The 20,125-nt window shown below is 43.8% G+C and carries 19 protein-coding genes; 2 read left to right on the top strand and 17 right to left on the bottom strand.

All coding sequences use genetic code 11. The features are described from left to right. Nucleotides 1-171 precede the first annotated feature (171 nt). Nucleotides 172-1,614, top strand: coding sequence for a sigma 54-interacting transcriptional regulator (locus ABG082_RS15760; protein ID WP_017368078.1), 1,443 nt, complete (start codon nt 172-174; stop codon nt 1,612-1,614). Nucleotides 1,615-1,841: 227 nt separating this feature from the next. Here the strand turns inward: ABG082_RS15760 and ABG082_RS15765 are convergent, their stop codons facing one another. Then, nucleotides 1,842-2,579 carry a FadR/GntR family transcriptional regulator gene (locus ABG082_RS15765; protein WP_057079070.1) on the bottom strand — a complete coding sequence of 246 codons (738 nt, stop codon included), beginning with the start codon at nt 2,577-2,579 and terminating at the stop codon, nt 1,842-1,844. Nucleotides 2,580-2,751: 172 nt separating this feature from the next. Then, a complete protein-coding gene (rpoN, locus tag ABG082_RS15770; protein WP_348936248.1) occupies nt 2,752-4,050 on the bottom strand; it encodes an RNA polymerase factor sigma-54 in 1,299 nt (432 codons plus the stop codon). Nucleotides 4,051-4,120: 70 nt separating this feature from the next. Between rpoN and yvfG the strand changes: the two genes are divergently transcribed. Further along, complete coding sequence (yvfG, locus tag ABG082_RS15775; RefSeq protein ID WP_017359206.1) at nt 4,121-4,336, top strand: protein YvfG; 216 nt, start codon at nt 4,121-4,123, stop codon at nt 4,334-4,336. Between the two features lie 24 nt (nt 4,337-4,360). On the opposite strand, the gene ABG082_RS15780 is transcribed toward yvfG, so the two are convergent. The 15 genes from ABG082_RS15780 to ABG082_RS15850 all read right to left on the bottom strand — a co-directional run bounded on the left by ABG082_RS15780 (nt 4,361) and on the right by ABG082_RS15850 (nt 20,124). Further along, nucleotides 4,361-5,686 carry an MATE family efflux transporter gene (locus tag ABG082_RS15780; RefSeq protein WP_348936249.1) on the bottom strand — a complete coding sequence of 442 codons (1,326 nt, stop codon included), beginning with the start codon at nt 5,684-5,686 and terminating at the stop codon, nt 4,361-4,363. Nucleotides 5,687-5,749: 63 nt separating this feature from the next. Continuing rightward, nucleotides 5,750-6,565 (bottom strand): ATP-binding cassette domain-containing protein, encoded by an 816-nt coding sequence (locus ABG082_RS15785; protein ID WP_129547824.1) that lies wholly within the window; start codon nt 6,563-6,565, stop codon nt 5,750-5,752. A gap of 13 nt (nt 6,566-6,578) precedes the next feature. Beyond that, nucleotides 6,579-7,394 (bottom strand): nickel import ATP-binding protein NikD, encoded by an 816-nt coding sequence (gene nikD / locus ABG082_RS15790; protein WP_197025605.1) that lies wholly within the window; start codon nt 7,392-7,394, stop codon nt 6,579-6,581. Nucleotides 7,395-7,398: 4 nt separating this feature from the next. Further along, complete coding sequence (gene nikC / locus ABG082_RS15795; protein ID WP_348936250.1) at nt 7,399-8,232, bottom strand: nickel ABC transporter permease subunit NikC; 834 nt, start codon at nt 8,230-8,232, stop codon at nt 7,399-7,401. Further along, a complete protein-coding gene (gene nikB, locus ABG082_RS15800) occupies nt 8,229-9,173 on the bottom strand; it encodes a nickel ABC transporter permease subunit NikB (RefSeq protein ID WP_206114056.1) in 945 nt (314 codons plus the stop codon). The genes nikC and nikB overlap by 4 nt, the downstream gene beginning before the upstream one ends. 18 nt (nt 9,174-9,191) lie before the next feature. Then, nucleotides 9,192-10,811: a nickel ABC transporter substrate-binding protein gene (gene nikA / locus ABG082_RS15805; RefSeq protein ID WP_008347738.1), complete on the bottom strand. Its 1,620-nt coding sequence runs from the start codon at nt 10,809-10,811 to the stop codon at nt 9,192-9,194. 164 nt (nt 10,812-10,975) lie between these two features. Continuing rightward, nucleotides 10,976-12,139 carry a DegT/DnrJ/EryC1/StrS family aminotransferase gene (locus ABG082_RS15810; RefSeq protein WP_348936251.1) on the bottom strand — a complete coding sequence of 388 codons (1,164 nt, stop codon included), beginning with the start codon at nt 12,137-12,139 and terminating at the stop codon, nt 10,976-10,978. After that, entirely contained in the window at nt 12,136-12,825 is a 690-nt protein-coding gene (locus tag ABG082_RS15815; protein WP_017368086.1) for an acetyltransferase, read from the bottom strand. The genes ABG082_RS15810 and ABG082_RS15815 overlap by 4 nt, the downstream gene beginning before the upstream one ends. Next, complete coding sequence (locus tag ABG082_RS15820; protein ID WP_050826619.1) at nt 12,788-13,381, bottom strand: sugar transferase; 594 nt, start codon at nt 13,379-13,381, stop codon at nt 12,788-12,790. Before ABG082_RS15820 ends, ABG082_RS15815 begins: the two co-directional genes overlap by 38 nt. Before the next feature lie 20 nt (nt 13,382-13,401). Beyond that, a complete protein-coding gene (locus ABG082_RS15825; RefSeq protein ID WP_348936252.1) occupies nt 13,402-14,931 on the bottom strand; it encodes an MATE family efflux transporter in 1,530 nt (509 codons plus the stop codon). Between the two features lie 28 nt (nt 14,932-14,959). Then, complete coding sequence (locus tag ABG082_RS15830; protein WP_348936253.1) at nt 14,960-15,988, bottom strand: polysaccharide pyruvyl transferase family protein; 1,029 nt, start codon at nt 15,986-15,988, stop codon at nt 14,960-14,962. Continuing rightward, complete coding sequence (locus ABG082_RS15835; RefSeq protein ID WP_348936254.1) at nt 15,988-17,016, bottom strand: glycosyltransferase; 1,029 nt, start codon at nt 17,014-17,016, stop codon at nt 15,988-15,990. The genes ABG082_RS15830 and ABG082_RS15835 overlap by 1 nt, the downstream gene beginning before the upstream one ends. 27 nt (nt 17,017-17,043) lie before the next feature. Further along, nucleotides 17,044-18,147: an EpsG family protein gene (locus ABG082_RS15840; protein ID WP_008347751.1), complete on the bottom strand. Its 1,104-nt coding sequence runs from the start codon at nt 18,145-18,147 to the stop codon at nt 17,044-17,046. A gap of 14 nt (nt 18,148-18,161) precedes the next feature. After that, a complete protein-coding gene (locus ABG082_RS15845) occupies nt 18,162-19,292 on the bottom strand; it encodes a glycosyltransferase family 1 protein (RefSeq protein WP_348936255.1) in 1,131 nt (376 codons plus the stop codon). Further along, nucleotides 19,285-20,124: a glycosyltransferase gene (locus tag ABG082_RS15850; RefSeq protein WP_272511141.1), complete on the bottom strand. Its 840-nt coding sequence runs from the start codon at nt 20,122-20,124 to the stop codon at nt 19,285-19,287. Before ABG082_RS15850 ends, ABG082_RS15845 begins: the two co-directional genes overlap by 8 nt. Nucleotide 20,125 lies beyond the last annotated feature (1 nt).

Consider the following 20,125-nt stretch of genomic DNA (forward strand, 5'->3'; position numbering starts at 1 on the left):
GGGTTCATCTTCACTCTTATGTTATGCAAGGATCATGCCAACTTAGTGATCGCTCTGTGCCTAGGATTGTTCGCACCTTTAACGCAAAAATATTTTGCATATGCAAATTTTTTTAGAGGAAACCGCAAAATTTTTCATGTAAAATAGAGGTAATGTCTGGAGGTGGCGCAAGTGAAAAAAGATCAGCATACCGCAAAGCTTGAAAATGAGATTGATCTATATAAACAAATGCTCGATTTAATTGATGTTGGGGTTCACGCCATTGACGAAAATGGCAATACCATTGTTTATAATAAAAAAATGATGGAGATCGAATCTTTAAAACGTTCTGATGTCCTTTATAAAAATGTATTAGACCTCTTTGTGTTTCAGGACGAGATGCACAGTACACTTGTCCAAGCGCTGCGAACCGGGAAACAAACGGTTCATGCAAAGCAGACGTATCACAACTACAATGGAAAAGAAATCACAACGATTAACCATACATACCCGCTCGTTCGAGACGGTTTGATTCAAGGGGCAGTTGAAATTTCGAATGATGTCACGAAACTGGAACGGCTCATTCACCACAATATGAAGAAAAAAGGAAACACACGCTTTACATTTGATTCAATCATTGGGGAAAGTCCTGCCTTTTTAGAAGTAATTGAACATGCGAAACGAGCCACACGTACCTCTTCTTATGTGCTGATTGTTGGTGAGACAGGGACGGGGAAAGAGCTATTTGCACAAAGCATTCATAATGGCAGTAGCCGTTCATCTGGACCATTTATTACGCAGAATTGTGCAGCGCTGCCTGATAACCTGATTGAAAGTCTGCTTTTTGGAACACAAAAAGGGGCTTTTACAGGGGCAACAGATCAGCCCGGTCTATTCGAACAAGCACAAGGTGGTACACTGCTTTTAGATGAGATCAACTCATTACACCCGGCTCTTCAAGCAAAACTATTGCGCGTCTTGCAGGAGAAACGTGTGAGAAGGTTAGGCAGTACAAAAGAAATCGCCATTGATGTGAGAGTGATTGCTAATATGAATGAGGACCCTGTGGATGCGATCGCAGGTGGACGGATGCGAAAGGATTTATTTTACCGGCTTGGCATTGTCACCTTGTTTATCCCGCCGCTCTCTGAGCGAAAAGAAGACATCCCGACATTTGTCATGCATTTTATTCAAAAATATAATGAACTGTTTCAAATGAATGTGAAGGCGGCTGATGAAGAGGTACTTGCCCTGTTCCAAACTTATCATTGGCCAGGTAATGTAAGAGAGCTGGAGCATGTGATTGAGGCTGGAATGAATATGATGATGGACGAAACATACTTAAGCTTGCATCACCTTCCTTACCATTTCCGATTCAAGCAAGGAGAAGGTCATCCTAGTGAACACATGCAGATGAGTCCGGTGCAGCCTACAGCTGCAGCTGATACCTTCGTCTACACGAGCTCAGAACATACGACTGATTTCCAAACCCAAATGGAACGATTTGAAAAACAATACATCGTCCATTACTTAAATAAAATGGACGACAATATTTCACAGACTGCAAAGATATTGGGCATGAGCAGGCAAAGTCTGCAATATCGAATGAAAAAATTGCATATTTCTCTTCAATAATAGAGCTGTGCCCTTATGCGGCACAGCTTAGATTGTTGACAAAGGGCTAAAATGACCTTTATTTTAGCCCTTTGTCTTCTTTTCAGCGTGATAGAAAACCTTTGCAGTCTAGGAATGACGAGCACTGGCACGGAGCGAATTTGACATTCGTGAGTACCAGCGCGCAGGACTGACAAAGAATGCGAGGGTTTGTCTACACGCTGAGCTGTGCCCTTATGCGGCACAGCTTATTGTATATCTGGCTTTCCTTCCTGTTCTTGCAGCACATCACCAAGAAGTTGTTCTACTTTTTCCAAATGTGTGAGCATCGCCCGCTCTGCTTCTTCTGGCTGTTTGTCCATGATAGCTTGATAAATTCGTTCATGGTCCTTGTAAAGCTGACGTATGGACGCTTTTCTTGAGAATAACACGACTTTTCTTGTTTCTCGCATCGTTTCCATTAACAAGGTTGAGACCTGATTCATTAAAGCCTCTAGTAAATGATTCTTTGAGGCTTTGGCGATGGCAAGATGAAATGTGAGGTCTGCCTCCTCTCCAATTTCTTTATGCGCTTCTGCACGCTTCATTTGTTCAAGTGCATCACGCAGTCGATGGAGGTCATCGTCTGTCCGCAGCAATGCTGCCTTTTTGACAGCACCTGATTCAATGATTGATCTCACTTCAAGAAGCTGCGCGATATCCTGCTGCTTCATCAAAAAAGCAGGAGATAAACAAAATGTGAGCTGCTCAGGATCGAACTGCTTCACATATGTGCCTTCTCCTTGCTTCATCTCTATTAATCCGATCGCTTTCAGAGCGGACAGCGCCTCTCTCACAGCGGAACGGCTGACTTGAAAGTTTTCAGAAAGTGCTTGAACCGAGTCTAATTTTTCCCCCGGAAGTAGCTCCCCCGTTCGAATGGATTCGACTAATGCGTCCGCAATTTCTTCATATATTTTTTTCGTTTTAATTTGTTTATATTTCAATTGGTCTCACCTCATCACTGTTGTCTTCCTATCAACTCATGCCCTATCTTATACTTTACCCCAAAATTCAGATCACACTTCTCCCCTTTTCTCAATTCTCAAGAAATCTTCGATCGCTCTTCCACTCATCAAAAAAGAAGCACGTGCCATTGTTTCTGGCATGTGCTTCTTTTTAATCATAGCGTTTCCGCAGCGTGGAAGACGGAAGGTTCATTTGCTCACGATATTTGGCAATAGTCCTGCGAGAGACACGGATACCAAAGGTTAGCTGAAGTTGCGTCATGATTTGCTGATCCGAATACGGTTTTTTCTTATTTTCTGATTGAATCAGCTCTGCAATGTGCGTCTTCACTGTGTAGCTGGATGCTTCTTCTAGCGAATGCCCTTCTAGTTTCGCTTGAAAAAACTGTTTCATTTCCATTAACCCATAAGGGGTCTGCACCATTTTTCCTTTGACTGTTCGGCTCACTGTCGACTCATGCACTTGTAATATATCTGCAATCCGCTTCATCGTAAGCGGTTTCATTTTATGCTTCCCTGTCAGGAAAAAATCAGTCTGTTGTAAGATAATCTCACGAACGACATTTGTCATCGTTTGTTTTCTCTGCTTCAGCGCTTGAACAAGCCAATTATACTGCTGCTGCTTTTCCTTTAAATACGTGTATGCTTCATGCCGCTTTTGATCTTGAATCATGGCGAAATACCCTTCATTCATTTCAATGTCCGGAAAAGCACGCTGGTTCAGCTCGAATGTGATGTGACCTCCCGTAGCTGTAATCAACACATCTGGTTCTATATACACATCCTGGTCTTCATAAGAGAAATGAAGGCCTGGTCTTGGTTCGAGAAGCGACACCTCATCTTGTATGGCCTGCAGGGTTTTCAAAGGTATACCTGTTTTTGCCGCGATTTCCTTCCAAGCCTTCCTTGCGAAAAGAAAGAAATGCCCTTCGATGATCAGCTCTGCTTCATACCAGCGATCCTTTTTTCGTCTAAGCTGGAGCAGGATACATTCTTGCAATGATCTAGCGCCAATACCGGCAGGCTCTAATGATTGAAGCTGATGAAGAACAGCTTCTACTTCTTCTGCCGAAGCCTGTAAAACAGCGGCCATTTGGTCAACCGGTTCATTTAAATAGCCATTGGAATCAATGGACTCAATCATGAAGTGAAAAATCCTTTGATTCTTTTCACTTAAATTCAAATCAATGGCCTGTCTCTTTAAATACATTTGCAGGCTTTCTTTTTGATGCGTACGATACGGCTCTGTCATTCGATCTTGCGTTCTTTTATGATAAACTGGTTGATAGCTGTCCGTGTCTTTCCGCTCAATCAGAGGGTTCTCAAGCGCTAACTGATCAAGATACTCACCCAGCTCTGCACAATTCAGTTGCAGCAGCGTAATCGCCTGCCTGAGTTCTTGTGTGAGTACCTGCTTTAATACTAGTTCTTGTTGCAGTTTAAGGCTCATTGTCTCCCCTCCCTCTCATCATTTTACATGAAGATTGACGGACCGTATATACGAAATAGGAGTGATGTCCATGTCTGAACTTTTTTCCGTTCCATACTTTATTGATAACTTAAAACAGCACATTGCCATGAATCAACATGAAGACAAGATTCATGCCATGAACGCTTATTATCGTTCAGTGGTTTCTACACTTGTGCAGGACCAATTGACGAAAAATGCTGTTGTCTTGAAGCGAATTCAGCATCTCGATGAAGCGTACCAAAAGGTGAAAAAAGAAAGCGAATAAATGGACGAAAAACAGCACCCTTTGTCACGATTGCAAAGGGTGTTTATCATGTAGGAAAAGCTTTTGATCCAGCTTCGATTTGTACATCATCAAAAAGCCGGACCGCCCTACAGTATAAATGATAAAGGCAAACCATAGTCCGTGATTGTGCCATATCGGAATGACTGCCGCTTGAACAGCCACAAACAAAATCATCGCAAACAGCATTGAATTCCTGACAGGAGCAATTTCTGTCGCACCTGTGAATACACCATAAATCACCAAGCCAAAACAAGCAGCAAACGGATAAAGAACGAGCCAATCGGCATATTGCAGTGTCACATCAAGAAGCTGAGGCAAATTTGTAAACAGGCTCAAAATCGGTACTTTAAAGAAAAAGTAAGCTGCCGCAATGACACATGCCATCACAACTGCCCACTGTCTCGAAAGGGTTAATGTTTTATCATAAAGCGCTCGGTCGTTCGCCCCTACTGATCTGCCGACAAGAATACTGGATGCATTGGCAAATCCATCGAACAAATAGGCCATGATGTAGTGAATTTGAAATAAAATGGCATTCGCCGCCAATTGCTCCGTTCCGAAAGACGCTCCCTTCGCTGTAAACATGTTGATCACGACAAGCAGACAGATCGTTCGGATAAACAAGTCTTTATTCACATGAAACATTTTCTTTACTGCACGTGTGTCCGTCACCTGCCGGATAGACGGCATCCGAAAACCGTTTGACGTATGCTTCAAGATGATCCAGACCCCTAACACAAAAGCAGTGAGTTCAGAGATCAATGTCGCCGCTGCCACACCTTTGACGGCAAAAGAAAACGCATGAACTAAGATCAATGCCAAGATCATATTCATGACATTGATCAAAATTTGTAAAGAAAGGGCTTCTTTCATTTTTGCCATCCCCATCAGCCAGCCGAGTATGACGTAATTCATCAAGGTAAATGGCGCTCCCCAGATCCGAATATGAAAATAGTCCGCTGCATATTCGCGCACATCAGCAGCAGGAGAGATGATCCATAATGCGGATTGAATAATGGGCCATTGAAGAGCAATAAAACAAAGCCCGACAATAATAGCCAGCAAAAAAGGCCTTAGAAAAGCAAGAACACCCTGCTCCTCGTTCTGCGCTCCGTTTGCTTGTGCGGCAAAAGCAGATGTACTTACCCGCAGAAAACCAAACAGCCAGTACAATGTACTAAAAATGAGACTGCCGACTGCGACGCCCCCTATATAAGCGGGATTGGCAAGCTGTCCGACAACTGCTGTATCGACAGCTCCAAGTAATGGCGTGGTCATCGTTGAAATGGTTAAAGGGATCGCCAAAGCTAAATATGCTCGATGGTTCACGATGCCACCTGCCTTTCATGAAAAATAGCCTCTCTTAAAAGAGGCATTGAGGGAATGAAAAAGTTAACGAACCGGCCTGCCAATCGTTCGAGACAAAGGGTGGCTGGCGAGCGTTGCCTCCTTCATTTTCAGCACAGCTTCGTGCTCTGATATAAAGAAATCATCCTTCGATTGAAACTGAGCCACAAGCTCACCCTGATCAAGAATCGCTAATTGATCACTTAAATGATAGGCCGCTGTCAAATCATGTGTAATAAATAAGTATGCAAGCTTCAGCTCTTTCTTTAATTCGACTAACAAATCTAAAATGACTGCCTGCGTAACCATATCTAAGCTACTGACTGATTCATCCAGCACAATGAGCTTTGGCTGAAGCACCAGTGCTCTGGCGATGTTGATCCGCTGTAGCTGGCCGCCGCTAAATTGGTATGGGTACTTGGACAAATCCTGCTCACTGAGCCCCACTCTTTCTAACCAGTGAATCAGTATATGCTGACGTTTTTTTCGGGTCATTGGTTCATAGTTTTCAAGCGGCTCAGATAGAATTTGTTCCACTGTCCATCTTGGATTCACTGCTGAATATGAATCTTGAAATACCGCTTGTACATGCCGGCGGAAATGCTGATGTGTCCGCTGATCTGCACGAATGATATCCTGACCTTCAAACAGGACTTGTCCGCTACTTGGCTTCTCTAGTCCAAGGATGATGCGGCCGAGTGTACTTTTCCCTGCACCACTTTGACCTAATAATCCAAAACAAGTGCCTTCTTCAATAGTCAAATGGACGTTTTTCAGGACAGGGGCTCTCCCTTTTGTCCTCATCAGAAACGATCGGCTGCCATATGAATGACTAACTGCTTTCAATTCTATTAAATGCAACGGTCTTCTCACCTCAAATCGGGCAAACAGCTGGAATGGATGGACGAGCTGCTAAAAGTTTCTTTGTATAATCATGCTTCGGGTGTTCAAAAAGCTCAAGAACTTCAGCCTTTTCAACGATTTTTCCTTGTTTCATCACCACGACCTGGTCTGCCATTTCCGCAATCACACTAAGATCGTGGGTAATGAGCAAAATCGCCGTTCCGTATTCATGACGAATTTGATTCAAGTGCTCAAGCACCAGCTTCTGATTGTGTACATCTAATGCGGTTGTCGGTTCATCTGCGATGATCAGAGGCGGATGCATACAGGCAGCCATAGCAATCATGACACGCTGGAGCATCCCCCCGCTTAATTCAAAAGGGTACTTACTCAGTAATTGATCTGGATGCGGCAGGTTCATTTTCTCTAAGGCTTCAATTGCCTGGACCCGAGCCTTCCTTTTACTGACAGATGTATGCCGGCGGATTGTTTCAATCAATTGATGTCCAATTGTCCATACAGGCGTAAAGCTATTCATCGGATTTTGCATAATATATGAGAGATCTTTGCCACGAATAGACCGCATATGCTGTTCACTCAAACCGATCAATTCTCGACCTTGTAGAGTGATACTGCCAGTCACTTCCGTTGTTTTTCGATCAAGCATGTTTAAGATCGACATACTTGTCACCGTTTTTCCGCATCCACTCTCACCAATTAATCCAACAATTTGACCGCGCTTTACCTCAAATGCTATTTCCTGAACGAGAGAAATGGTTCCTTGCGGCGTTTTCGTATGCACATGCAGGTTCTCTATATTTAAAATAGACTCTTCCAACTGACTCATTCCTTTACACACGACGTTTGATGCCATATTTCTCTGAAAGGGCTTCTCCCAGTAAGTTGAATAGAATGACCACAGCCATAATCACAAGGCCCGGATAAAGCATCAGCTGAGGATTTGTTTGAATATAAGATTTTCCTTCATGGATCATCGCTCCCCATTCAGGCGTAGGGGGCTGAACCCCTAAGCCTAGAAAAGACATGGCTGAAATGTCCATAATCGCCCAGCCCATTTCAAGTGTGCCCACAACCGCAAGTGGCGGCAGTACATTCGGAATCATATGCTTTCTCATGATATTCCAATGGGAAGTACCGCTAATCTTCGCAGCTGCAATAAAGTTTTGTTCTTTTAAATTAAGGACCATCCCTCGAAAGACGCGGGCGTAATACACCCACTGCACAAGCATCAAAGCCAGCACAACTTGAGAAAGCCCTGGTCCAAAAATACCGACTAATCCGAGGATCAGTACCAAATTTGGAAATGCCATGACCCCGTCGCACAATCTCATCAATACGTGATCGATCCAGCCGCCTTTATATCCAGAAATCAGCCCTACGATTAAACCGATAGATAGAGAGGAAACAAAGATTAACAACGCACAGCCTAGTGAAATACGAGCACCATATAGAATACGAGATAAATTGCATCTTCCCAATTGGTCGGTGCCTAGAGGATACTCCCATGAAGAGCCCTTTAGCTTCATTGCAAGATTGACAGCCGCTGGGTCATGCGGAGCGATCCATGGTGCACATATCGTCACAATGAGCAGGAGACCGAGCAGCACCACACAGATCGAGATCATCTTTTGATGATAGAAAAGATGTTTTACTTTTGTCATCATGGCTGGCGGCCTTCCTTTCTAGAAATACGGGGGTCAATGAGCAGCTGAAGGAGATCAACCATCAAGCTGCTTAAGATAAAGATACACGCCGCCATCAACACATAAAATTGAATGACCGGCAGATCTCGGTTAAAGATCGCTTCAATAAAAAATCGTCCAAATCCAGGCCATGAAAAAACAGCCTCTACAATAATGGTCCCTGTGAGCAGCTTGCCAAGATTCACGCCAAGTCCTGTCAGCATCGGTGATATCGCCATTCTGAAGACATGTTTGAACATAATCGATTGTTCCTTTAACCCTCTCATTCTCGCATATTGAACAAAAGGCTCGTGAAGCGTCTCACTCACACTCGCTCGCAATAATCTCGTATACATCGCAATTAACGGCACAGCCAGTGTAATGGATGGCAGTACAAGATGTTCCCATGTACCAACACCTTCAACAGGTAAAAGATCGAGTTTCACTGAAAAAAAGAAGATGAGCAAATACCCCAAAACAAAGGTCGGGATAGATGCTCCTAGGAAGGAAATCAACCGGCTCACATGATCTACAACGCCATTTTTTCTCACCCCGCTGAAAAAACCCAGTGGAATACTGACACAAATTGCGATCAGCAGACTAGTGAACGCCAATTGAATCGTCGCAGGTATTCGATAGATCACCTCATCAAGCACAGGCTGATTGGTCATATACGACCGCCCAAAATCAAGACGGACGACTTTTTCAATCGTATGAAGGTACTGCATGTAAAAAGGTTCATCTAAACCAAATTCACTTCGTTTTTGGGCTAATACCTCATCAGTAGGCTGAATATGAGCCGCTGCTAAATATGCCTCCGCTGGATCAACTGGTGACAGATGAATCATACCAGTTGTGAACAGTGTGGCTAGTAGAAATACAGGAATGATAGATAACATTCGTTTGATGATATAGCGGCTCATTTGCTTACCTTCCTTCTGTTACTTCAGCTTGATGCCTGTGAAAGGATGTTCATCTCGATTCGCAGGGAAATCAAAGTCTTTCACATCTTTTTGATAAACAGCTGTCTTTTTAAAATAAGAGATTGGCACAATCGCCCCTTGATCTTGCAAGGAAGATAAGACGGACGAATAAAGTGCTTTGCGTTTGTTTTCATTTGTTGTCGATGGAATCTCCGTCATTTCTTTGATCAGCTTATCTTTATTCGGATACGCTGAGATCGCCTCTTTGAATCCAAAACCATCTGATGAGACAACGTTCATAAATGTATGCGGATCATACGGTGCTCCGTAATTGCTAAAGAAGTTCATATCAAATTTGTTCGCTTTAAACCGCTGAACCTGCGTCGCCAGCTCGACACCTTCAAGTTTGACGCCAACGCCAATGGCTGCCCATTCTGCCTGCAGTGTTTCAGCCATTGTTTTTTGAATCGATTCTGCTGAGTCATACATCATACTAAACTCAAGCGTTTTTCCGTCTTTTTCGCGTATGGTTTTTCCTTTTGGAAGCGTCCAGCCCGCTTCATCCAGTAAAGCCTTCGCTTTGTCCACATCATATTGGAAAGATTTCACCCGGATGCCTGACGTATATGGCATGTTTGTCGGCAAGATGTGATCTGCTACATCCTCTAAGCCAGAGGTCACACCTTCCACCAATGATGTTTTATTGATCGCATACTGAAGGGCGTGACGCACTTTCTGATCTGACAGCTGATCGACTTTTGTGTTCATGACAAGCTGTCTTGTGGCTACAGGCTCTGACATCTTCGTTTCATACTTGCCGCTCGCCTCTAGTTGTTTAAAAGCATCAAGGCTAATCGTTCCTTCTCCGTAAAGTAGATCTACATCGCCTTTTTCAAATGCCATCACTCTTGTTTCGGCATCTGGAATGACCTTCACTTTGATTTCTTTGACCTTTGGTTTCTCTCCCCAGTAGTGGTCATTTCGTTCAAAAATCGCGTAATCATCTTTTTTGTACGTCTTTAATACCCAAGGACCTGTACCCACTGGTTTTTCGATTCCTTTTGATGTATCTCCGTTTTTCGGAAAACCTGCTTCGCCTAGGAAACGAACGGGGCGCACAACAGCTAACTCTTGAACAGTTGGATAATAAGGCTCAGTTAATGTGAGTTTAAACGTTTGTTTGTCCACTGCTTCTGTCTTTTTGATTTTCTTTATGACACCTAACCAGCTATGTACTTCTTTGTTTTTTAAAATCGTATCAAAATTCTTTTTCACAATGTTCGCATTAAATTTAGATCCATCTGAGAACGTGACATTGTCTCTAAGATGGAACGTATACACCTTGCCATCCTTGGAAACATCCCATGATTTTGCTAATTCAGGTTTAAGCTTTCCATTTTTTTGATAGCTCACCAATGGTTCGTAAATCATGGATTGGGCAAACAATTGTGATGGATTGTATATGTGTGGATTCATTTCGCCAATATCTCTTGGCCATGCCATGGTGATCATATCAGGATGATCCTTGTCTCCACCTGCTCCATTATTTGCTTGAGAACAGCCTACTAGTAAGAAGATCAGTAGGATAGGTAATATTGTATTTATTTTAATTTTCGGAAAATTACTCCAAATAGACATAAGTTGCTCCTCCTAATTGATGCTGATAATCATTTTCATTTTAAGGAGGAAGGACTCTGTTGTCAATATCATATTTGAAACGAAATGACAATATATATTCCTTATTATTCCACAAATTAAGGGATTTGTTAAAAAGAGAGGCAGGCTGCTGATGAACGAGCAGCCTATGAGGAGGGTAATGCTTTCTTTTGCAGGGCGTTGTACAGTGTATCAATGACAAGCTCCTGTTCCGCGTCTGTCATGCTTGTACCAGATGGCAGGCAAAGACCTGTCTCAAATAACAACTCAGATGCAGGGACTTCATCGGCTGTTGTATAAAAAGGATAACCATGAAAGAGCGGCTGCTGGTGCAGCGGCTTCCATACACGCCTTGCTTCGATCTGCTTTTGTTCTAAAGCATCTATCATCTCTACTGGAGACATCTGTGCATGATGATCAATGGTGAATGTGGTCAGCCAGCGGTTTGATGTGGTTTCTTGATATTCTGGCATAAATTGAAGGGCTTCAATATCGGCTAAAGCATCTTGATAACGCTCGAAAATGCGGCGTTTTTGCTGAACACGCTCCTCTAACACTTCCATTTGTGCAATTCCTACACCTGCGAGCAGGTTGCTCATCCGATAGTTATATCCCCCCTCTTGATGTTCATAGTGTAGGGCATGTTCTCTTGCCTGTGACGCGAGAAATCGGCATCGGTCGATCGCTGCTTCATCATCACTGACAAGCATTCCGCCTCCTGATGTTGTAATGATTTTATTTCCGTTAAAAGAGTAAACACCGAACCTGCCCATTGAACCGCTTTTTCTTCCTTTATATATACTGCCTAACGATTCAGCCGCATCTTCAATGATTGGCACATCATATGCCTCACACACTGCTATGATTTCATCCATTTTCGCACTTTGTCCGTATAAATGAACGACAATAACTGCACGGGGTCTTTTCCCAAGTCGTTTTGTTTCAGCAAAGGCTTTCTCTAACGCCAGCGGACACATATTCCAAGTCTCTTTTTCTGAATCAATAAAAACAGGCGTCGCTTGTTCATATAAAATAGGATTTGCACTGGCAACAAATGTGAGAGTGGAACAAAAGACCATATCTCCCTTTTGAACGCCAAGGAGTTTTAAGGCAAGGTGAATGGCTGCTGTTCCTGAAGATAATGCCGCTCCTCTCTTCACCCCTGCATAATCCGCGACCACTTGCTCAAATTCATTTACAAGCGGTCCTAATGGTGCAATCCAATTGCTCTTAAATGCCTCCTCTATTTTCATCTGTTCTTTTCCACTCATATGAGGAGGAGATAAGTAGATTCGTTTCCTGTCTCTCATGATTTCCCACCTTCTCTTCGATCTTTGATCTCAATTGCAGGAACGCCTACGGCGACTTTCTGATCATGTATATCTCGGGTCACTGCCGCTCCTGCGCCGATCACTGCCCAGCTTCCAATGGTTCTGCCAGGTATGACAGCAGCCCCAGCTCCAATATGAGCACCCTCTCGCACAGAGACACAGCCGGTGAGCACGGCTCCCGGGGATAGGTGCGTAAAGGATTCGAGAAAGCAATCATGCTCCACGATAGAACCGGTGTTGATAATGGCATGCTCACCAATTACTGCATCTGCTTGCACAACAGCCCTTGCCATCACAACCGTTCCCCGGCCAATCTTCGTTGACGAGCTCACAACTGCCTCTGGATGAATCAGTGTGGCAAATGCCCTCTCTTCAAATGCGAGACGTTCTTTGATCCTCTGTCTGATTTCATTTTGCCCAATGGCAATCAGCCATTGCATATCAGGTATTTCACATCTTACCTTTTGACTCATAGAAACCGGACCATACAGAATACCGGTTTGAGTGTCAGCTTCCTCAAATCGATCGTCTAATACAGCACACAATGAGTAATCAGGATGCAAAAAAATCAACTCCTGAATGACCTTGCTGTGTCCGCCAGCCCCTATTAAGCCAATGGACTGCTCTTTACGTATCGGTTCCTTTGAATTTTTCAGCTGTTGCATGATTTGGCTGCTGCACCCCTTCTGTTTTGATGACTTTCAACAAGGTCATCCATAAGATTTTCATATCGAGCCAAAACGATTGATGCTCTACATACCAGAGGTCATAGGTGAATTTCTCCTCCCAAGAGAGAGTATTTCTCCCATTCACCTGGGCCCATCCAGTGATACCAGGCTTCACAAGATGACGCTTCGCTTGCTCCTCTGTGTACATTTGTAAATACTCCATTAAAAGCGGTCTTGGTCCAACGAGACTGATTTCCCCTTTGAGTACATTGACAAGCTGCGGCAATTCATCAAGACTGAGCTTGCGAATAAAGGTGCCGGTTTTTGTTAATCGAAGATGGTCTGGAAGCAGTACGCCATGTTCATCGCGTTCCTCGGTCATCGTCCGAAATTTATAAAGCATAAACGGCTGTCCGTATAGACCAGGCCGCTCTTGTCGAAACACCACAGGAGCTCCGATTTTCCACCTAATGAGTCCATAGATGAGAAGGAAAAGGGGGCTGCCTGCGATGAGCAGGGTCAAAGCCACGACCACATCTATTATTCTTTTCATCACTGCTTCTCCTTTCCACACTAGCGGGAGACAGCCCGTTCAATAGCAGCTTGTTTCACCTTGCGCATGAGCTGTATCCGCTCTTGTTTTGTTCCTGCAAATTGATACAAATAGCCTAAGTAGAGAACGAAACATATTCCGCCAATACAAAATAGCTCCCACCATCTCGTCACATCATACACAGCCTGAATGCCGGCACAGATCCCCCATATGAATAGAGCCCCAAACAGCGGAATGACTGTATGTTTGTAAAAAATGGTGCTTTTCTGTTTCGTGATCTTGGCTGTATACAATGGGAGAAAAACGATATTTTTCATCAATAAAACAACGGCCCCTGCTGATGCAATGCCGTATAACCCAAGCTGAAGTAGGTGAGTCAGTCCATAGGCTAAGAGGACATTGGAACCGCCTAATATGAGTGTCACAACCGCCGGCACTTTAAATCGGTTAAAGGCAGTCGGTACATAGGTCAGCGGTAAAAACATCAACGTGAAACACAAATAAGCCGCATGAATCATCAGCAGCCATTTCAGTTCCTCAAAGGCTGGTCCAAGCCATAACAGCATGAGTGGACCGGCAAGACCTCCTAACAGAGCTGCGGGGAATGCCACAAATAAACCACTCCATTTCATGGCATTGGCGGCGTATTGAATGAGCCCCTGCTCGTCTTGGTTTGAATATAATTTTGTGATCGTTGGCGCAAACACAATCGCAAGTGTCCCTGCAAGGGTGCGCAATAATAATGGAAATTGTAAAATGGCGGCATACTGTCCAGTCGCTTCTGCCCCAATCAGTAAGTTGGTCATCAATAAATCGATTTGTAAAAACAACAAAATGCCCATTTGCTCAAATGAATGCCACACCCCTGATCGAACCAGCGTGAGACTTGAAGATAAAGAAACGTACCGCCACTTAAACGAAAACCAAGGAATGAGTTTCTTAAAATAATAGAGACCCATTCCCAAAGCGGCGAGACTCCCCATAACGGCTGCAAGCGGAATATGCCAAATAGCTGGTGTCGTCACGGTAAATAACAGCACAATCACAAGCGCCCTGCCAAACATCTGAATGGCCTGTCCAACACTCGATACATATAATTTGTTCGCATAAAACGGTGCCGCCCCAATACCAGACATGACGAAATTGAGCATAAATAAAAGACCCCCTAACACAAAGGCGATCTGTGTATCTTTTGCAAGATGAGCAGGCACATGGAGCCAATCAACCAGCTGCTGAGACATGAATAGACAAAGTAAAAAAAGACAGATGGATAAAAAAAGAGAACTGACAAAATAGGAAGCGAGATAGCGCTGCGCTTGTTCCATCTCTCCTTTATGAGCCGCAACAGAAAAAAAACGCACCACCACAGCACTTAATGAAGCCGTAATGACCGATAAATAGTTGATCATATTTTGCGTCAGATGAATCAGACCAAAAGCTTCCACTCCAAGTGTATGAACAATGTAAGGCGTTAAACAAACAGACATCAGCATCATCAAGATAAACGTCATCACATTTGCACTGACATTGTAAAGAAACGCACGGTTCATGGTGATTTCACGCAGTGTTTAAGGGCCTTCATCCAGCTTCCTCTCCCTTTTGTCCGCTTGTTTTCATATGCTGATGAACGGCCTTTTTCACCGCTTCCTCCGTTGGTTCCTTCAACAGGGTCATAAACGGCAAGTGCGCTACCCATTCATATCCTTCCATGACTTTATGATCAAATGACCTGATGACAACACACGGTGTATGTGTGATCGCACAAAAGATCATGCCATGCAGTCGATCTGTCACGACGACTTGTGCCTGTCTCAACTGCGTCCATAACGTGGATAATTCCTCTAAACGAGTCGTTCGATTCACTCGCTTACCAATGGTCGTTGTGATAAAACCAACTTGATCATACGTTTCTTTGATATGCTCCTGCAGTTGTTCTCGTTTCTCTTTCGTGAGATATGCCTCCTTATCCTCACGCAGACAAAGCAGCACACCTTTACGGGTTTGACTCTTTGATGTTTCGTCTAATGTCAGGACCATATCAGGCTGTTTCCACACCTCTTTATTAGGAAAATGCTTCTTCATCCATTGATAGGTGGTTTGATCTCTTGCCATCAGAAGAAGCCTCGGGTGTTGCTGATATGCTTGAATAGCGCGGCGTTCTTCTCTTTTCCCTCTCTTTGTTTCTGTAAAATGAGCAGTAGCGGGCAGCTGAATGACGGGATAGGACTTAAAGACGTTCATGATAAATTGTCTTGTCCATTCTTCATATCGATATAAATCGCCCATGTTGCCCCCGCCGATAATACAGACGATGTCCTCTGGGTGCCGCGCGTGCTTCAGTGGACGTGCTAGACGATACATCTCCTGCATGTCTACTTCTATGATTTGATAGTCTGGAAAGTGCTTTTGTAAAAAACAGCAGCTGGCATAGGCAATCGCATGATCACCTAAGTTGTCATGTGCCGGCAGCAGCGTGAGAATGATTTTCTTCTGATGACGCAGCTCTGGCAGTCTTTGGCGGCTCAACCTATATTGAAGTGGATACTTGACCTTTAAGAGCAGCCACTCTGCGGCATGTGCTTTTAATTGCTGCAATGTCACACTCATCACCCCGATTTTCTCGTTTGATATTCAATCCATTTTTGATAGCTTGAAGCTGCGGCAGAGAGCGGATACACCCACTGCAGCCTAGCAAGGAATAAGATCATTCGCTTGCGCACAGTCAGTTTCGATGGTTCCACTTGTTTCACAGCCTTCCGAAAAGCTTCATGTGTCACCATTTCACGCATATGACCAAGCTTTTTTTGAAAGGAAAGGGAATTTTGGCTCTTCCATTCATTGAGCATACAATGCAGCGTATGATTCACGATAAAAAAATATAAAGCCTTCTCATATGGTGTCAGCTCATCATGCTCTTTTAAAAACAAACGTTGCGCATCATAAAATGCCAGTCCATGCTGAAAATACTGCTTTTGATATCGCTGGACAATGGATGACAAATGAACCCGGTAATAATAAAGCGGCTCATGAACAAAGGCAATGACACGTGATAAAGAAAAACAGCGCAGTGTGACATATTGATCTTCAATATTCTCAAGCTCACCTCTCAACGGAAAACGGATATGATGCTTTTCGATAAACGCCCGCCGATACAGCTTATTCCACGAGAATCCCGTGATCTCACCATGTAATAACGATTCTATTAAACTTGTCTTATCGGCTTCCTGCTGAGCTAACAGCGTCGTCGGTATGATCCGTTTTGACTGTTCAAACTGAATCCAATATTCACTGACAACAAGATCGGCACCGGTGTTTTCGGCTTCTTGATATAAAGCCTCACAGTATTGAGAAGCAAGAACATCATCTGAATCAACAAAGGCAAGATACGTTCCTGTTGCTTCTTCTATGCCCCTGTTCCTCACCGCTCCCAGCCCTTGATTGATTTGGTGAATCACCCGAAATCGCTCATCACGCGCAGCAAACGCTTCAAGGATGTCTCCACTGTGATCGGTAGATCCATCGTTAATGAGGATGACCTCTATATCTGAAAAGCTTTGGTCTGCAATCGATTGAAGACACTGCTCCACATATTGACTAGTGTTATAGACTGCGACCAATAGACTGATAGCTGGCATGACAGCAAGCCCCACCTTTCTTCAAATCTACTTTGTAAAAATCGTTCGGTACGGTAAAACAGAAGAATCAAACGGCATCAGCATGATGCTGTACAAAATATAGCAAACCGCAATTCCGATATACATAAAGAAATTGGTTCGCTGATCAAAAATCCGTGTGAAATAAGGCAGTAAAATGAGCTGATACAGACCAAAGTAAATATGAAATCTTGCATAAATGACATCCTTCGTTGCAAGGATGCCAAACAAAAATCCAAGCAAGCAAAAATTCACAATATAATCACTCTCTGGCGTCAGCTCACGAAGTCGTTTTCGACAAAAGAACGCAAGCAATAACGGCAAAATCAAGACACCAATTTTCGTCACATTCATTCCATTCGTATTCGTTGTCAGCCACTCCTCGTAATGACCATAAGAACTCCCTTGCAGCATCACCACAAACACGGAGACAAAGCGGTCATACAGAGCGGTTAAGCCTAGAAAAATCATACATAACACAAACATCATCCAAGACCATGCCTTTGTTCTGACAATGAAATAGACTGGAATCATAATGAGTGCCGATGAATGAAACAGCGCGCATACAAGCACGAGCGGAAAATACCATTTCCACTGACCTTTGATGACAAACCGGATGGCATAAAAAAGAATCGCCGCCACCATATACTGCCGCATGCCATTAAACGAAGCGTAATAATGAAATGTGCCGAGAAATAGCAGCATACTAAGCTCAAATGGTCGTCCATATCGCACAAGTGTTTTGATAATAAAAAAATAGGTGATGATCCCAACTGTGATATACATGATTTGCGGCTCATGTGACAGTTGATTGAGCATCCATAAGATCAATGTAAACCCCGGATCAGTGGCGGCCTTGTCTACACCGAATCCGAAAATATGCCAAGGCTTGTCATAGTTGACGGAGAACTCATACATTTGTCCATAGGTTACGAAATCAGTTCCTACTTTGTATCGTATGCCCGCCACAATACAAAGAAATAAAAATGGAAAAAACACCAGAAGCTTGTTCGGCCGCCAGCCGCTTTGTATGGTATCATCACGTCTGCCATAAAATGCGGCAAAGCTCGACCATAAATAGACCATGATCATGTTCACCAAATAAACCGCCATCTGCCAATCCTTCCTTACAATCCATACACATTCATCACACGGGTGATGTTCTGTTTCACATCAAATCCTCTAAGGCCAAGCTGAGAAATAATCGTCTCCTGAAGAGGAGGGTCTGCATGGTAGGCTTCTAGTATGGCTTTCATCCACTCATGTGCTGAATCTTGCAAGGATTTCCGTTTCACAAGCCCACAACCTAAATCGACTTCCTTTGTGATATGATCTGAAATCACACAAGGAAGTCCAGATGCCTGCGCTTCCACTAATACGAGCGGAAGACCTTCAAACAAAGACGGCATCACAAACACATCAAATGCTTTCATATACTGCGGAACCTCTGAGACAACGCCCGTAAACACAATGTCTTCCATTAATCCTGCTTTCACTGCATACGATTCAACCACTGGCCGGAGCGGCCCATCTCCTATGAGAACTAGCTGAAAGGAGACCCCTTGTTTTTTCAGTGTCTGCGCTAATTCGATGAAAAAAACATGGTTTTTCTGCTCATGAAATCGGCCAATATGTCCAATGATCAGTTTTCTCTCGTGAAGATGGAGGTCTTTTTTCATCTTCACCTTCGCTTCTGGCTCCAACTGAAAAAAAAGGTTCAAATCAATCCCATTTGGCAAAATGTCCACTCGTCCATCGTGCATTCTTTTTTGTCCAAATAAAAAGACACCGGCATCTTCACCGCATGCAACAAGCTTCGTAGAAAAGGCAAAGATCAGCTGACGAAATCCTTTGAGCATCATATGATCCACCCGTCTAGGAGACTGTTTCCAAGCCGTATTATGTGAATGGCAAATGCGTATCTTCACACCTGCCAGTTTCGCAGCAAGGGCAGAAAAGCCCGTTTGAAAATCTGTATGTGCATGCACCGCCTGATAAGGTCCCGTTTGCTTAATCGTCTTCGTCAACGTTTTCACAAACGTCCATGGAGAGGACGCTCCAATACTTGGGACATAAAAAATTCGCCCACCAAGCTGACGAATTTCCTCATCGTAATCACAGACATCCTCCCGGTGGGTAACGAAATCAAATTGAAGAACATTCCGGTCGAGCGCTCGATAGATGTTCATGATCATCGTTTCTGCTCCACCTCTATTCATTCCGCCCACAACGTGCAGTACACGCTTTGGCTCACTCATCCCGAATCGTCCTCCTTTTCCCCATAGATCCTCCAAGCTTTCGCTGATGATAATACCTCATGATCTTTGGCGACAAACAAGCGCGGATGACCGGCTTAAGCGCAAAGAGATAATCAAACGGCGACAATTTCAATTGCTTGCATGCTTTTAAAACAAGCCAGGCATTATCCATTGAGTATCGGAATTTCCGGCGCTGAAAGGCCGCTTCATCCTCCCTTACAAGGTATAAGGGCTCTTGCAAATTAAAGCCTTTTCTCCCCGCAGCAAAAAAACGAATCCACAGATCGATATCTTCCATCCGTCTGGTTGTTTTGACAGAACGATAGCCATTTAAAGACTTGTAGGCAGACGCTCTCATCATAATCGTCCCATGACAAAAAGGCGTTCCTCTTGCCAGCACCCTTCGATCAGGCTCTGAGGCAAGTGCCCGAACGCCCTTCGTCCCTGACTCATCAAACACCGTCATCGCCGTCCCAACCACATCATATTCCGGATGTACTTCAAGGAAATGAACCTGTTTTTCTAATCGTGTAGACACCGATATATCGTCGCCATCCTGTCTTGCAATCAGCTCTCCTTTAGCTTCAGTGAGACAACGATTTAAACTGGCGGCAAGTCTTTGATTGTGTTCATTTCGGATGAGGCGAATTCTATCGGGATCACGCATGGTATAGTTCAGCACTTTTTCATAGGTGCCATCTGTTGATGCATCATCACATATGATGAGCTCCCAGTTTTCATAGGTTTGATGAAGAATCGATTCAATGCTTTCTTCTACTGTCTCTTGGCAATTGTAAACACCCATGATAATCGATACTTTCGGCTGACGCATG

It is taken from the genome of Bacillus sp. BS1807G30, assembly GCF_040047675.1.
GTDB lineage: Bacteria > Bacillota > Bacilli > Bacillales > Bacillaceae > Bacillus > Bacillus altitudinis.